This window comes from Geobacillus sp. E263 (genome assembly GCF_007197795.1).
In the GTDB taxonomy this organism is placed as follows: domain Bacteria; phylum Bacillota; class Bacilli; order Bacillales; family Anoxybacillaceae; genus Parageobacillus_B; species Parageobacillus_B toebii.
This window is the reverse complement of the sequence record NZ_CP041632.1, coordinates 3,102,474-3,118,755: the sequence shown is the minus strand read 5'-3', so window position 1 is coordinate 3,118,755 and position 16,282 is coordinate 3,102,474. Positions and strand designations below refer to the sequence as shown.

Here is a 16,282-nt window from a genome sequence, read left to right as displayed (position 1 = left end):
AGGGTTTCAGCTGACCTCGACGAAAACAGATATCAGGGGTATTATGGAAAATGAAATGGATACTGGTTGTTCCTTGAAACCAACAGGAGGAATAAAAGGATGAGAAAAAAGATTCGGGAATTAGGCATTGAAATTGGATCGCTGGAAACGGGAAAGCATAATCAGATCACTGATGTTCCTGGAGTTAAGGTAGGACATGTAACATTAAAGAAAGAGTTGGATGAAAAGACGGTCATTCGAACAGGAGTTACGGCTATTCTTCCTCATGGAGGCAATATTTTTTTGCAAAAGGTGCCTGCTTCGTGTTTTGTTTTAAATGGATTTGGGAAAACAGCGGGATTAGTGCAAGTGGAAGAGCTAGGGGTTATGGAATCACCGATTATGCTTACGAATACGTTCAGTGTGGGCACAGTCTGGCAAGGAACATTGGAATATTTAATGGAACAAAATCAAGAAATAGGGGATACGACTAGTTCAGTGAATATCGTAGTAGGTGAATGCAATGACAGCTATCTAAACACGGTTCATTTTCCTGTCATCGAAAAAGAACATGCAAAACTAGCGATAGAGCAGGCTGTTTTTGATGTCGAAGAGGGTGCGGTGGGTGCAGGCACTGGTACGATGTGTTTCGGCTATAAAGGGGGAATTGGCAGTTCTTCGCGAATCATCCATGGAGGGATTTACACCGTTGGCGCATTGGTTCTTAGCAATTTTGGCAAAAGGGAAGAGTTGTGCATTGCACAGTATCGAAAACCATCATTTGATGAAACAGAAATTCCGAATGGTTCTATTATGATTATTGTCGCAACCAACGCTCCTTTGAGCTCTCGTCAATTGAAGCGGCTGGCAAAACGTGCAGCCTTCGGGCTCGCTCGAACAGGAAGCCATATTCACCATGGAAGCGGAGATATCATCATCGCATTTTCGAACGGATACACTATCCCCCACTTTTCTGAGTCATCTTATTATCAACTTCCGCCGCTCATTCGCGATGATGATCCATTGATGAATGAGCTGTTTCAAGCAGCCATCGAGTCAACGGAGGAAGCCATCTTAAATTCGTTGACAATGGCAGAGACGACAACCGGACGGAACGGGCGAATTGGTGAGGCTATTCCGTATGACCTTTTTCAATGACAACAAAGGGTATGTCTAGACGAATCGGCAACATCGGCATGTTGGCCGGTGAACAAATCGAAATTAGTCTTTATTAGTTTAGTTAATCACCACGTCTGTTTTTGTTGCCGTCGACCTCCAATCATGCAAAAAGTGCGGGGGATCGACGACACTTTATTTTTCGCCCTCCTGCTTACAGGCATCAAGGATCCACTCTATTGACGCAATTTTATAAATGTTTTATACTGGACTTAACCTATTTTGAAAAATGTTGATTTATCAATGATTTTTTGGGGTTTTTATCTTACCTATGAGGAATTGAAACTTTGCAATTCATTCAATCTTTCGATGCATTGTTTAGTTTTTATCTTACCTATGAGGAATTGAAACTGGCATTAGCTTTGGAAAATCGCACTATTGATGGAGTTTTTATCTTACCTATGAGGAATTGAAACCCGGCATTGTTGTGGCACTAGACAAGCTTGTTGGCGTTTTTATCTTACCTATGAGGAATTGAAACGTGTAATCGACGCGTGATAACCATTGCTAATACTTTGTTTTTATCTTACCTATGAGGAATTGAAACAAGCAACCGGCAAGAGTGTAGATGACTTCGCTGATAGTTTTTATCTTACCTATGAGGAATTGAAACCGCAACGCATAAGCCGCTTCACGCATTGCTTCATCCATGGTTTTTATCTTACCTATGAGGAATTGAAACCGGATTCACGTGTGACGGAAGCGATCAAAACATACGAGAGTTTTTATCTTACCTATGAGGAATTGAAACCCGGACATCGAATGGTCTGCAACGATTGCTGGAGCAGTTTTTATCTTACCTATGAGGAATTGAAACTTACAAGCCTTTACACTTAATGTCGCGCCAGTCGGAACGGTTTTTATCTTACCTATGAGGAATTGAAACGTCGATATACTGCCTGACAGTCTGAAGCAAGATGAGGGTTTTTATCTTACCTATGAGGAATTGAAACCCGAACGTCAATTTGATTTGTGCCGCGTCCTGTGCGTTTTTATCTTACCTATGAGGAATTGAAACACCGGCAAAAAGATTGAAGAAATAACGAGCGAGAATGTTTTTATCTTACCTATGAGGAATTGAAACACGGTTGACGATTTTGACAGTTTTAAAGAGCTACAGTTTTTATCTTACCTGATGGTGTTGCAAAACTAGAGTAAAAACTCGAAGTTATGCATAAGGATGCAACATAACACATGCAGTACATATCGATGAAATCCATACCATCTTGGCTGTTCCAACCCGTCACTCTTTAACTCATTAAATACTCGTTCAATCTCACAACGAAGTCCAAACAGCCATTGGCCAAATCTCGTTTTCAAAAAGACAGGAAGAACCCGGCCATAGGCATCTTTTCGTTCCTCGCTATTGCGGCGGTTGATAGGGGAAATGAATAGGATTCCTGACTGCTCTGCTGTTTGACGAACCTTTTCACTGTCATACGCGGCATCGCCCAATACCAATTCGATATCCCACTGCTTTAAAGAAACAAGCAATTCTGGTGCTACTGCCGCATCATTTCGATTCGCTGTGGTCAACACATGAGATAAAATGATTCCCTCGGCGGTGGTGCAGAGATGGAATTTATATCCTTTAAACCAGTGATATCGGGTGGACACTCCCCACTTCGCCTGTGAATCGTAAAGACTGCTTCGAAGGGCTGTGCTGTCGATCAGCACGATTTGCGGATAACGTACTTCTAGATCTTTGAGCAGCTGTGCATGAAAAACAGGAAATCCTTGTTCCCGGAACCACTTCGCCGCACGGGAAAACGTAGAAAGGTGAGGGACTTCACCAAGCCCACAGGCCCGTTGAAAACAGCGAAAACGCTGCAGGATGCGCACTAATTTTCGCAAGGAATCAATGGAAAAATAGGTTTTCAAAAAGAAACATTTCAACAACGATTTTTTCGACACCGGCGGTCTTCCTGTCACATACGGTGTTTCCGGCAATGATAGCGAGTCGATATACCGAAATAATGCTTCTAAAATTGGGTCAATTTCATAAGTCCATGCATGTTCGCTGTTCCAATTGGAAATCATAATAGTGTCCACCCCTTGGAGAGTTGTTTTTTTTTTTGATCACTGTATATGATTTCCAAGGTGGTGGATTTTTTATGTGCATTTATGCATTCGTTATGCGTTTTGCAACACGTTCTTACCTATGAGGAATTGAAACATCTTTGAATCTGATTTTCTAGCAGTAAATTTTCTTGTTTTTATCTTACCTATGAGGAATTGAAACTATATAAATGTGGTAATATGTAGGTAAAAAGGAATTGGGGTTTTTATCTTACCTATGAGGAATTGAAACACCATATCCGCTTCTGCTCGAGTCTCGGCGTCGCCGTTTTTATCTTACCTATGAGGAATTGAAACCTTCTTTCTCCCATCTCTTTTTCATCTCGATATATGTCGTTTTTATCTTACCTATGAGGAATTGAAACCGTCCACGACGAGACAGCTTTTGTTGCATTAGCCGTGTTTTTATCTTACCTATGAGGAATTGAAACCGGTGTGACCAGACGTATTGTGTGGAACAAAAAACGTTTTTATCTTACCTATGAGGAATTGAAACTTTAGACCGCCTTCGCAAAAGGAATTTGCGAAAAGGTTTTTATCTTACCTATCTGTAGATGAGCAAATTCACTAACATAAATTTACATCCATACAAAAAAAGGAGACATGAACCCGATTCCTTGATTAGAATAGATGTGTCACCAAACCATTCACAAGGAGGTTCATGTCTCATGAATAGATTAGCACATCATCAAGGAATTCACAAGTTTTTCACGATGTTGGGGTTGGCCCTTTATTTTTCAAAACCTGTTATGAAGCATCTCGTTCATATCGTGGATGCGATGATCACGAAGGGCTTTTCGGGAACATTGACCGATCTTCATCATGGGAGCTTTCATCCGAACCACCGCACGACACTCAGCCATTTTTTCACGAAAAGTCCGTGGGAGGAAGAGACACTGCTTCGCAAACTCCAGCAGTGGATCCTTCGTCGTGTCGAACGCATCGCCAAACAGGAGAATCAACCCTTGTTTGTTTCGATCGATGATACGATTTGCCAAAAAACCAAGCCTTCGTCACGGGCAACACACGCGATTCAGGGATGTGATTGGCACTACTCTCACTCAGAGAAAAAATCGATTTGGGGCCATTCTCTTGTTTGGTTCATGGTTCATACTGCAACCCAGGCGTTTCCCTTTGCCTTCCGCCTCTACGACAAGACGGCGGGAAAAAGCAAAGGGGAACTCGCGATCGAGATGCTTTCTTCGTTGGATGTACGCCGTCCCGTTTATGTGCCGATGGATTCGTGGTATCCATCGAAAGCGCTCGTGGAAGCTTGTCTGAAAAAAGGATTCCACGTCATCGCGATGCTCAAGACGAACCGGATTCTCTATCCGAACGGCGTTGCCGTCCAAGCGAAGCAGTTGGCCCGCTCCATCGAACCGAATGACACTCACCTCGTCACGGTGGGAGAAGAGCATTATCGCGTCTATCGTTACGAAGGAGCGCTCAACGGTCTCGACCATGCGGTGGTGCTGCTCGCTTGGAAAGCCAATCAGCCGATGACATCGGAACATCTTCACTGCGTCTTGAGCACCGACCGGGAGCTAAGCGATGAAGACATCTTGCTCCACTATGCCCAACGCTGGTCGATCGAATGCTTTTTTCGACAAGCGAAAGACCAGCTGAAGCTCGATGGGTACCGCGTTCGTCAACGTCGGGCGGTGAAACGGTATTGGATCTTGGTGCAACTCGCTTATGTGTACAGTATGGTCGAATCCAACAGCGATTTCTCTACCGGGCTTGACTTCCTTCGAAAGAAGAAAGGACATAGCCTCGTGGAGTTTATTTACGATGCAGCGAAACAAGATATTCCCATTGATGTCGTTAAAAAACAGCTTCATGTGGCATAAGGGGTACTCCGTTTGTCTCTTTTTACATGGTAATTATTGTAATGAAAATTGCTCAACTACAGTGAGATAACAGTAAATTCTGGTAAAATTTAAATAAATACTTAAATCCGTGATGAAATATTGCTCAACTCCTCAAGAAGTCCATTGAGCCAAGCAGTTTCATGTTTCTTCCTCACCTATTGAATGAAAAGACGAAAATGAGCCGAAACGTTGAAGTGTAGGCATTTTTAATAATTGTAGCGAAGTTAGTCACGGATTTAGAAAAACTTATACTTTCTTTTAAAGGAGGTGCAGCCGGTGATTAAAACAATCTACACTCTTGGAAGTAAATATTTAACAGAGGAAAACCCATCTATGATTCAAGCGATTACCTTACCGATCGCAAAGTCAGATGGTGCAACCAAATATGTCATTCATATTGATTTTTCTATTGCAGATAAAAGAGTAAGACTAACACCAAAAGAAATAGGAGAGTCGACATCTTTAGAATTGTTATGGATTGGTACGGCTGATGGAGCAGCGAGTCCACAATGGTATGGAACGGTGAGCAACGTCGAATATTTGCTTAGTCAAACAATTCCAAATCTCCTTGAGCGTTGGAATCAAGAGGATTCCTACTATTCTCTCCTAAAGGAAGCACGAGACATTTTTTTTCTGGATCTTGGCGCGGCAAAAAAATCGGATGAACGATACCGTTATGTTTTCAATCCGGCATATGTCGGCGGTGAGTTGACCGAAACAGAGGGGAAAAAGGCCGTTAAGGAAGTAGCGAAACAATTTCAAGCTTTTATGGAAAAAGAGGCTAATGTCAATATAAAGGATGTTCTTTTGTATTCCCTCGCCATTAATGGACAGCTCGTAGTTTCGCAGCCAGAATATGAACGGCTTGTTATCGCAGAAAAACTAAGCGTATTTGAAGATGCGAAAAAGGGAGTTTGCGCCCTTACGAACAAAGAAGCCTTTGTTACCGGAGAAACGACAAAATTGAAGTTCAATTATTATATCAATGATAAAATCAGCTTTGCAAGCGATCTTGAGAAAAAATCATTCGTTAAAAACTTATCTATCAGCAAAGATGCCTATCAAGCGATTATGGCAGGAGAAGCATACATTCTCCGCAACTTCAATACTCGTTTCAGCGGCCTTCCTTGTTATATCATCCCAGACTTTCTATACGATGTGCCGTTTGCAAATGTCCCGTTTCAAGATATTAGTGAGCACATTCATCAGTTTGTCCGCACTGTCAAAACGGTTGAAACAGCGGAAGATTTGCATAGGGAAATAGAAGATTACAAAGAATTCGACGAACAAATGGACAACCATATTTCGTTGCATTTTCTTTTTTACACAAAAGCGCAGTCGGCTTTAAAGGTGAACAAGCTGTTATCCGATGTTCCGCTCACTCATTTGCGCCGGCTAAGTTTCGAAATGCGAAAAACGGGAGAAATCGGGCAACGCTTTTTTGGCAGCGAAAAATTTAATCTCGGCTTGGAACCGATCTACTACTTAATTCCGATGCGCGTTCAACGCGGGGAAAACTTTGAAAAACGCAAAATTTTGCAAGTATACGAGTCGCTTTTGACAAATAAACCGCTTTCATACCAATGGCTGATCACGCAATTTGTGCAGCTTGCCAAAGTGCATATGTATGCTAACTATAACCTTTATCAATATAGTAGCGACAAGGAAGAACCCAATGATTTTCGATTAGTGAATGCGATGGTGCGGGCACAATTGTTCTTAAAAATGTTGCAAAACCTTAACTTAATTAAGGAGGAAAGGGAGATGACAAAGGTAACATATGACTTGCCTGATGCCCACATGGTCGAATATATGGAAACCATGAATTATAACGTCGCGCAAAGCTCTCTATTTTTGCTTGGATATTTAATTGCGAAGATTGGCGCTGAACAAGTTCGGAGAACAAAAGCACGTGCAGAAGCGCTTGGACAAGCCTGGGGGGGCAAAACGGTAAATAAGCCGATTTTATCAAAAATTAATTATCATGGCATGAATAAGCAAAGGCTGATGTTACTTTCACACGAGGTATTTGACAAGCTGAGACAACTGAAAATCGCTTCTTTGCAAAATGAGACTGTTTATATAGAACATAAACGTCTTTTTGATTTAGCGTTGCAGGAAAAATGGAATTTATCCGATCGTGAAAGCGTTTTTTATTTGTTATCCGGCTACGCATATGGCACAAAGCGGATTTTAAACAGCAGCAAAAAGGATAATCCTGACCCTGATTTTGAAAATGAAGAGTAAAGCATTGCGAATGGCAAAGAAGAAGAGGTTCCCTCAATTTATTTGGAGGAATATCAAAAAGCCCAATCCCGTATAAAGTGAGGGAAACTCTTCCTTCCAAATAAATGGTCAAGGCGTGATCAATAAACTGCAAAATTTACTAATATATGAGGAGGAATGAAAATGAATAATAGCGATATTTTATTCCTTTATGATGCAAAGTTAACAAACCCAAACGGCGATATTGATGAAGAAAACCGCCCGCGCATGGATTATGAACGCTCGTTAAACTTAGTGAGCGATGTCCGTTTGAAACGGTATATCCGTGACTACTTAGAACAGATCGGTCACGAAATTTTTGTCGGCAAAGTCGATGGGGAAACGGTTAACGCAACGGAACGAATTAAACGTTTGTTCGAGAAGTACGACGGCAAGGTGAACATTAATAAGTTATCAAAAGAACAACAAAACTGGATGCTTGATCAATTTATTGATGTCCGTATGTTCGGCGCGACAATGCCGATTAAGTCAGAGGATAAAGGAAGCTCCATGACGTTTACTGGTCCGATTCAGTTTAACTGGGGTTATTCGTTAAATAAAGTGACGCTTGTTGAGTCGGCAAGCATTACGTCGCATTTCGGTTCCGATGATAAAAATGACGGAGGCAATATCGGTAAAGATTATCGCGTCTATTATTCATTTTTGGCGTTTCATGGCGTTATAAGTGGCCATCGTGCGGCACATACGAGGTTGACGGAAGAAGATATCCACTTGTTTGATCAGGCGGTTGTGAAAGCAATTCCGTTGAGCGCAACCCGCAGCAAAGTCGGGCAATATCCGCGTTTGTATGTGCGTGTCGAATATCACTCTCCTGAATTTATTGCCGGCGATTTGCGGGATTTAGTGCATTTAGAAGAAACAGAAGGGCTGCGCAGCATTTCCGAAGTTACTTTGCATGTTGATGCACTTGTGAATAAACTTTTGGAAGTAAATGGTAAAATTGCCCGCATCCATTATTGGCAAGATTCTAATTTAACGCTGAACTATGAAGGGCAAAAAGGCTTGTTGGCAGATCTTCTTCCATCCGAGTTGGCGGATAAACTCGTTTCTGTATTGTAAAAAGGGTGACGTTTATGAAGATGCTTATTTTTGATCTTATCGGGAAGATGGGGCATTTCCGGAAAATCGATACGAACTCCTCTTCCTTGTCATATGCTTTTCCCCCGAGAACGACGATTGTTGGAATGATCGCTGGTATTTTAGGAATGGAGCGCGACAGTTATTATGAAGTATTTTCGCCGGACCAATGCCAAATTGCGATATCTGTGCGCACGCCGATTCGCAAAGTGATGCAAACGGTCAATTATATGTTTGTTAAATCCAAAGCCCATTTAAACAATAGCGGAGGACATACGCAAATTCCGCTTGAATTTGTGCTTTCCGGGGGAGAAGAAGCCAATTTGCGGTATCGCATTTATTTTTCCCACTCCGATCGCTCTGTTTATGAAAGCGTGAAAGAGCGAATACAATCGGGACGGTACGTTTATCCGCCGTATTTAGGGCTTTCTGAATTACTCGGGCAGTTACAATGGGTCGCCGAAGCAGAGGGAATGTTAAAAGAAAGCAATGATTTGGTGTCGATTCATTCTGTTGTGCGAATCCCTGATTTACGCGAGCGATCGATCCAATTTTCAAGAGACACCCGCTTTTTAAAAGAATTTATGACACGCCAGTTTACAAATGAGCGAATGATTCAAGAAACAGACTATTACTTGTTTGAACAATCGCGGCAATTAATCGCTGGTCCGGCTGTACCATATGTAGCCGTTGCTTATGGTGAAGCAAAAGAAAACATTTTATGGATGTAGGCAGCGGCGGTTTTACCGCTGCTTTTTTTAGGGGGTGAAGTAGTATGTATTTGTCTCATAATAATCCAGACAAGAAATTGACTGTACATTTAAAGGAAGTATACGAATACTCGCAAGATATGCTTAAGCATGTGCCGCTGTCTGAGGAAAACCGGGATATGCTCGAATATATAAGCAAAATTGTTGCGGTGGCGCACGATTTCGGTAAATATTTATCATACTTTCAGGATTATTTACGGACTGGAGAGACAAATGGCGACTTGCATCATCACTCTTTTATTTCCGCCGTATTTGCCGCCCATCTTTTGCGCCATCCGGCGAATTTAAATGCTTCGTGGTCTGAATTTGCCCCGTTACTAGGCTATTTCGTCGTTATGCATCATCATGGGAATTTGCGCGATATTTCCTTAGATGTAACAAAATCGCGCCATATTGCGGAAAATACCGTACAAGATTCACTATATTACCGAGTCAATACATTAAAACAGCAAATCGATGATATAAAGAACCATGCTTCTGCGATTGTGGAAGATTTATCTCCTTTATGGGATGAACTGTCCATTCCATTGTCTCTTTCAGCAGAACTGCACAGCTTCCTTCAAAATTATGAAAAAGCGTTCGATGAGGTATACCGCCAATATTATTTGATCGATAAACGAAGAAAACAAGAATTGACGAGGGAACTTTATTATTATGTGCTATTGCTATATTCTGTGCTTATTGATGCCGACAAATTATCGGCGGCTAACATCGAACGGAAACCGCGCGTTCACATTCCAGCACATCTTGTCGACCAGTACCGCGAAGCGAATTTTGATGTGAACGTGACAGAAGGGACGAACGGGTGGCGCAACCGGATGTACAACGTAGTGATGGAACGAATAGAGGAACTTTTTAAAACAAAACCAGAACAGCGATTGTTCACATTAACGGCGCCGACTGGAGCGGGAAAAACGCTGCTGTCTCTTTCTGTGGCATTAAAATGGCGCGAGCAAACAGAACGACAGCATGGATATACCCCAAAAATTATTTACGCTCTGCCGTTTACAAGCGTTATCGATCAAAATGAAAAAGTAATCCGTGATTTGTTAAGCCAGTTGGATGATTTTCATGCAAATGAGCAGCGGTATTTAGTTAAGCATCACCACTTATCTGCGTTTCAATACAAAACTGAAAACGAGGAACTGCCTCTCCGCAAAGCATTGTTGCTGACGGAAAACTGGGAGGCCGAGCTGATTGTCACGACATTTGTGCAATTGTTTCATACACTGATTGGCTATGAAAACCGCGCGTTAAAAAAATTCCATCAAATTGCCGGAAGCATTATCATTCTCGACGAAATCCAAAACGTACCGATAGAGTATTGGCCTTTGTTGCGTTCCGTGTTGTACAAAATGGCAGAATTGTTTTCCTGTAAAATTTTGTTGTTAACAGCAACGCAGCCGCTTATTTTCCCCGAAGGTGAAACGGTGGAACTTTTGGAGTCGGAAATGGTAAAGCCAATTGACTTTTTTAAAGAAATGGAACGGGTCGAGCTTCATTGGCTAGGAGGGGATAAAGGCGCATACAGTCCCGAAGAATGGATGGAACTGTTTCAAAACCGTTTTGAAGATGGAAAAACTTATTTGGCGATTTTTAACACAATTAAAACATCGATTGAAATTTATGAAGGGATAAAAGAATGGCTAAAAGAACGCGGTTATGACGTAATCTACCTTTCTACAAATATTGTGCCTTGTGAGCGGAAACGCCGCATTGAACAAGTCAGACAGCTTTTAAAAGAGAAGAAGAAAGTCGTTGTTATTTCAACGCAAGTTGTCGAAGCAGGAGTCGATGTTGATTTTGATGTGGTATATCGCGACTTAGGACCTATTGATTCCATTGTCCAAGCGGCGGGGCGCTGCAATCGTAACGGAAAGTTACATGAACTTGGTAAGGTGTATATAACGCCAATAGAGCGAGAGGGAAAGTTAGAATCACAATATGTGTATAAGGGTGTTCATACAAATATAGCGAAGGAAGTGCTACCGAAAACACCGGTATCTGAGCATCAATTTTTTGATATCATTATGCAATATTTTACTGAAGTGCGCGGCAAAAAATCGTTCGATGCTTCCGATGGGATTATAAGCGCGATGGAAGAACTAAAATTTGATGCAAAAGATAAGTCGGGAAGCAAAAATAAGCCCAAATATGTATCGGAATTTCAATTGATTGAAAACGCGCATCAAGCAGTGGATGTGTTTGTCGAAGTAGATGATCAAGCGATGGACATTTGGCAGCAATATATTCAGCAGGTGATTGAGGAGAAAGATTTCGAAACACGGTTCGAGAACTATTTGCGCCTGAAAAAAGACGTGCGCCAATATGTCATTTCCGCCCCGATTAAACTTGTAAAGAATCTGGATAGGGATTTATACGAAAAAACGAGAATGATTCATTTATCCAATGATATACTAAACCAATATTACAACAGCGAATATGGACTTATTCGCACAAGTGAGATGGTGGATGCATGGATTATGTAATGGATGTCAATGGAACGCATATTTGGTACTACTTCATCTGCAAGCGCGAAGTTTGGCTGATTGCCCATCAGATCGCCGCCGACCAAGAGGACGATAACCTTGAAATTGGCCGCTTTATTTCGGAAATAAGCTATCAGCGCCAGAAAAAAGAATTGCTTATCGGCAATATTAAAGTGGACCGAATTCGTCGCGAAGGGGATACGCTTGTTGTCGGTGAAGTGAAGAAATCATCAACATATGAAAAAAGCGCTTATTATCAATTGTTGTTCTATCTTGATACATTGCGGAAAATGGGCATTGAGGCAAAAGGGGAGCTTTTGTTCCCAAAAGAAAAGAAAGTAACGAAAGTGGAATGGACAGAAGAAGGAAAACGGGTATTGGAAGAGGCGGTTGCTGACATCCGCCGCATCGCCCGCTTGCCTGTCCCGCCAGAGCCGAAGAAAATCGGGTTTTGCCGAAGCTGCGCATATCGTGAATATTGCTTTGCGGAGGAATATTGATGAAAAAGACGCTCTATATTTTTCAAAGTGGTGAACTGATTCGTCAAGACAACAGCATTTGTTTTGAGACAGCCGAACGAAAACGGGTATTGCCTGTTGAAGATGTTAATGATATTTACATTTTCGGCGAAGTAAATGTCACAAAGAAGTTTTTGGAGCTTATGGCGCAAAAACATATTTGTATTCACTATTTCAATCATTATGGCTATTATACAGGAACGTTTTACCCTCGCGAGCATTTAAATGCAGGCCATGTCATTTTAAAGCAGGCAGAAGCGTATTTAAATCCGGAAAAACGCCTTGCTTTAGCGCGGAAGTTCATCGATGGTTCGATCGGGCAAATGATACAAGTGTTGAAATATTATCAAAACCGCGTAAAGACCAATAACAATAAGTTTAAGGAAATGATTTTGGATTTCCAATCAAGCCGGGCGAAACTGGAGCAGTGGACGAGCGTTGAGGAAATGATGTCGACAGAAGGACATGTTCGCGAGAAATATTACAGTATGTTTGACGACATTTTAAACCATAACCCAGACTTTTTATTCGAAAAGCGTTCAAAGCGGCCGCCCCTCAATCGTCTAAATGCAATGATTAGTTTTGGAAATCAGATTTGCTATACGATGGTGTTGAGCGAAATTTACAAAACGTATCTAGACCCGCGCATCGGTTTTTTGCACGCGACAAATTTTCGACGTTTCTCGTTGAACTTAGATGTAGCGGAAATATTTAAACCAATTATGGTCGATCGCCTCATTTTTACTCTTGTAAATAAAAAGATGATTACGAAAAAAGATTTTGATAAACATATGGAAGGGATTTTGTTATCAGAAGAGGGGAGGAAAAAATTTATCGAAGAATTGGACAAGCGTATGAAAACAACGGTAAACCATCGGCATCTTGGCAAGTCCGTTTCATACCGTCGTCTCATTCGCCTCGAACTTTATAAAATTCAAAAACATCTTCTCGGAGAAAAAGAATATGAGCCATATCGCTCGTTATGGTAGGTGTCGTTATGTTTGTTATACTTGTCTATGATTTTGAGAAAAAACGTGTCGCAAAAGCCTTAAAGATCGCAAGGAAATATTTATACTGGGTGCAGAATTCAGTGTTTGAAGGAGAGATTTCTGAAGCAAACTATGTAAAGTTAAAAACGGAGCTGGCGAATATTATGGATCCGGATGTAGATTCTGTTGTTTTCTATACGTTTCGAACGCAAAAATATTCGAAGCGGGAAGAGATGGGATTGCGCAAAGGCGGGGAAGATAACATTTTGTAGGAAGTCATAAAGGGAATAAATCACTAGATGTGCGATCTTTACCTGCTTGAAATATGGTCATGTACTTGGCTGGGATATCAGCCGTGTGCATGTTGCATGAAAAGTCAGTGTTTTGCTACGTTTAGGGTATATAGGGATAGAACTAGGGATCGTCTAATGTATCGATGGACGGTTTCTGAGTCAACATCGACTTACCTCATGAGTGAATTTTGAATAGAAACAAGACTAGGAGAGCGTAATAGATATGAGGCTTACAATTCAGTTCAGACCGAAAAACGGTGCACTTATTCTGCCGATCAATTATGAAGAAGTGCTGCAGGGATTTTTATACCACTCGATTCAAGATTTTGAACTGGCGCATTTTTTGCATGATGTTGGATATACAAAAGAAAAGCGGCGGTTTAAAATGTTTACATTTAGCCGTTTGTATGGAACATACCATATTCATCGTCATGAGAAAAAAATTGAATTTTTTGATCAAGTAACATGGTACGTTTCTTCTATATTAGATTCGCTTATTGTTAATTTAGCGCAAAATTATTTATTGAAAGAACAATTTATGTTAAACGGGCAGCCGATTCATATTGAGGAGACAGCTGTAAAACGATTAGAGATTTCCGAAAAACGTTCGTATCAAATTCGAATGCTATCGCCGCTTACGGTTTACAGCACTTATGAAAATCAATATGGAGAAAAGCGGACGCATTTCTTTTCGCCATTTGACGTTGTATTTTCTGATATGATAGAAAAAAACTTTTATAACAAATTTCAAGCGTATTTTCATCGATCACCAACAGAGAGGATGGTGATAAAACCAATCAATGTAACGAAAAGGGATAAGGTGATTACTATCTTCAAAGGATTCCGCATTAACGCGTGGAATGGCACGTATGAAATTCAAGCACCGCTTCCTTACGTGAAATTTATGTATGACGTCGGCATCGGATCGAAAAATTCGCAGGGATTCGGCATGTTTGAATTCATGGAATAGCAGCATATACTTTTGTCGTCGATCCCTAATAGCGCACAACCCCCAGGGGATCGACGACATGTTTATTTTCTCATTTCTTCCTACAGCCATCAGCACTTTTTCGATATTGACGCAATTTTCAAACTGACGTATACTGTATGTATCCATTATTCTCCATCCTTGATATATTAGTATTTGTTGGGGTTTTTATCTTACCTATGAGGAATTGAAACTACAAAGTAAAAAGATCAATTTAAAAGAAATCGCGGCGTTTTTATCTTACCTATGAGGAATTGAAACTGCGGAAAGCGCCGACCAAACAGGTAAGATCACATTGTTTTTATCTTACCTATGAGGAATTGAAACCTAACGGTTTGGGAAGCGATCAAAGGAGCCGCTACTGTTTTTATCTTACCTATGAGGAATTGAAACAAAGCAGCGTCAGCAGCATTGCAAGCGGCTTATCTAGTTTTTATCTTACCTATGAGGAATTGAAACAAATCTACACCACAAACGCCAAGACCACCTAAGCCGTTTTTATCTTACCTATGAGGAATTGAAACATCAGTTTTGTTTGATTATGTACAACGCGCCAGAAGTTTTTATCTTACCTATGAGGAATTGAAACAACGACATCTGGAATCCGGTACACAACGCGGTGGCGTTTTTATCTTACCTATGAGGAATTGAAACAGTTTTAGGAGTTCTGCTCGAATGGAATCCGTGCTAGTGGTTTTTATCTTACCTATGAGGAATTGAAACCGCCGTCAGAACTACATTAACAAGACGGGCAAAGAGTTTTTATCTTACCTATGAGGAATTGAAACAACGGAAGCAGTAAAATAAATCCCCACCACAAGGCGGTTTTTATCTTACCTATGAGGAATTGAAACCAAGAACGCCTTGCCGCTTTGATGCAGACCGTTGACTGTTTTTATCTTACCTATGAGGAATTGAAACATTCGATCACAATCAACACCTACCCTTCTGTTACACGTTTTTATCTTACCTATGAGGAATTGAAACCTACCAACAGTATAGCTGAAATCTCCAAGTTTGACGTTTTTATCTTACCTATGAGGAATTGAAACTTTGCCAAGAGGAACAGAAGTTTTGCCGCATAGAGAAACGTTTTTATCTTACCTATGAGGAATTGAAACATCGGAAACATTAGCACAGACATCAATGTCCGTTATGTTTTTATCTTACCTATGAGGAATTGAAACTATTTTCTTCTTCAAACGGTTCTGGACTTTCAATCGTTTTTATCTTACCTATGAGGAATTGAAACGGTTTCGCAAATTCATTCTGTCTCACCGCCTTCCGGCGTTTTTATCTTACCTATGAGGAATTGAAACTGGCGTACAGACCACATCGTATCCAGTCGAAAAAGGGGTTTTTATCTTACCTATGAGGAATTGAAACGCCATTCACTCATTTTCTTCTCACCCCACCAAGCTGTTTTTATCTTACCTATGAGGAATTGAAACCAGAAGGTGAAGCGTCCAACGATCACCGTTTCAATCCGTTTTTATCTTACCTATGAGGAATTGAAACTCCAAAAGAAGGTTATAAAGCGACTAAAGCAAGATTGGGTTTTTATCTTACCTATGAGGAATTGAAACCCGACCATGTAAAACCGGAGCCGGAATCACTGCAAGTTTTTATCTTACCTATGAGGAATTGAAACATCGTTCATTTTCTTGCTGTAACTGCTCCACCTTCTGTTTTTATCTTACCTATGAGGAATTGAAACCGCTTCGCTTGGGCGATTTGTTCGCGGGTGAAAAGTTGTTTTTATCTTAC

At 41.0% G+C, this 16,282-nt stretch carries 11 protein-coding genes and 3 CRISPR repeat arrays (1 of these 14 running past the window's edge); of the genes, 10 read left to right on the top strand and 1 reads right to left on the bottom strand.

The window, feature by feature from the left end:
- Positions 1-99: 99 nt before the first annotated feature.
- A complete protein-coding gene (locus tag FNL97_RS15940; RefSeq protein WP_012749048.1) occupies positions 100-1,137 on the top strand; it encodes a DmpA family aminopeptidase in 1,038 nt (345 codons plus the stop codon).
- 274 nt (positions 1,138-1,411) lie between these two features.
- Positions 1,412-2,239: direct repeats of the CRISPR family, unit length 30 nt; unit sequence GTTTTTATCTTACCTATGAGGAATTGAAAC.
- A gap of 65 nt (positions 2,240-2,304) precedes the next feature.
- On the opposite strand, the gene FNL97_RS15935 is transcribed toward FNL97_RS15940, so the two are convergent.
- Positions 2,305-3,195, bottom strand: coding sequence for a transposase (locus FNL97_RS15935; RefSeq protein ID WP_143416156.1), 891 nt, complete (start codon positions 3,193-3,195; stop codon positions 2,305-2,307).
- Positions 3,196-3,366: 171 nt separating this feature from the next.
- A CRISPR array of direct repeats spans positions 3,367-3,730; the repeat unit is 30 nt; unit sequence GTTTTTATCTTACCTATGAGGAATTGAAAC.
- Between the two features lie 172 nt (positions 3,731-3,902).
- On the opposite strand from FNL97_RS15935, the gene FNL97_RS15930 reads away from it, so the two are divergent.
- The 9 genes from FNL97_RS15930 (at position 3,903) to cas6 (ending at position 14,497) form a co-directional block, all read left to right on the top strand.
- Positions 3,903-5,084, top strand: coding sequence for an IS701 family transposase (locus FNL97_RS15930; protein WP_143416155.1), 1,182 nt, complete (start codon positions 3,903-3,905; stop codon positions 5,082-5,084).
- A gap of 297 nt (positions 5,085-5,381) precedes the next feature.
- The gene (locus FNL97_RS15925; protein WP_143416154.1) at positions 5,382-7,352 is read left to right on the top strand and encodes a TIGR02556 family CRISPR-associated protein; all 1,971 of its coding nucleotides are present in this window, start codon (positions 5,382-5,384) and stop codon (positions 7,350-7,352) included.
- Between the two features lie 162 nt (positions 7,353-7,514).
- Positions 7,515-8,450 carry a type I-B CRISPR-associated protein Cas7/Csh2 gene (gene cas7b / locus FNL97_RS15920; protein ID WP_143416153.1) on the top strand — a complete coding sequence of 312 codons (936 nt, stop codon included), beginning with the start codon at positions 7,515-7,517 and terminating at the stop codon, positions 8,448-8,450.
- Between the two features lie 14 nt (positions 8,451-8,464).
- Positions 8,465-9,199, top strand: a complete 735-nt coding sequence (gene cas5b, locus FNL97_RS15915) for a type I-B CRISPR-associated protein Cas5b (RefSeq protein ID WP_143416152.1) — start codon at positions 8,465-8,467, stop codon at positions 9,197-9,199.
- 44 nt (positions 9,200-9,243) lie between these two features.
- Positions 9,244-11,727, top strand: a complete 2,484-nt coding sequence (cas3, locus tag FNL97_RS15910) for a CRISPR-associated helicase Cas3' (RefSeq protein WP_143416151.1) — start codon at positions 9,244-9,246, stop codon at positions 11,725-11,727.
- Positions 11,715-12,227 carry a CRISPR-associated protein Cas4 gene (gene cas4, locus FNL97_RS15905; RefSeq protein ID WP_235603535.1) on the top strand — a complete coding sequence of 171 codons (513 nt, stop codon included), beginning with the start codon at positions 11,715-11,717 and terminating at the stop codon, positions 12,225-12,227. The genes cas3 and cas4 overlap by 13 nt, the downstream gene beginning before the upstream one ends.
- On the top strand, positions 12,227-13,234 hold the full coding sequence (gene cas1b, locus FNL97_RS15900) for a type I-B CRISPR-associated endonuclease Cas1b (protein WP_143416150.1): 1,008 nt from the start codon (positions 12,227-12,229) through the stop codon (positions 13,232-13,234). Before cas4 ends, cas1b begins: the two co-directional genes overlap by 1 nt.
- Positions 13,235-13,242: 8 nt before the next feature.
- A complete protein-coding gene (cas2, locus tag FNL97_RS15895; protein WP_062677354.1) occupies positions 13,243-13,506 on the top strand; it encodes a CRISPR-associated endonuclease Cas2 in 264 nt (87 codons plus the stop codon).
- Positions 13,507-13,750: 244 nt separating this feature from the next.
- The gene (gene cas6, locus FNL97_RS15890; protein WP_143416149.1) at positions 13,751-14,497 is read left to right on the top strand and encodes a CRISPR-associated endoribonuclease Cas6; all 747 of its coding nucleotides are present in this window, start codon (positions 13,751-13,753) and stop codon (positions 14,495-14,497) included.
- Between the two features lie 182 nt (positions 14,498-14,679).
- Positions 14,680-16,282: a CRISPR direct-repeat array (repeat unit 30 nt; unit sequence GTTTTTATCTTACCTATGAGGAATTGAAAC); it runs 146 nt beyond the window's last position.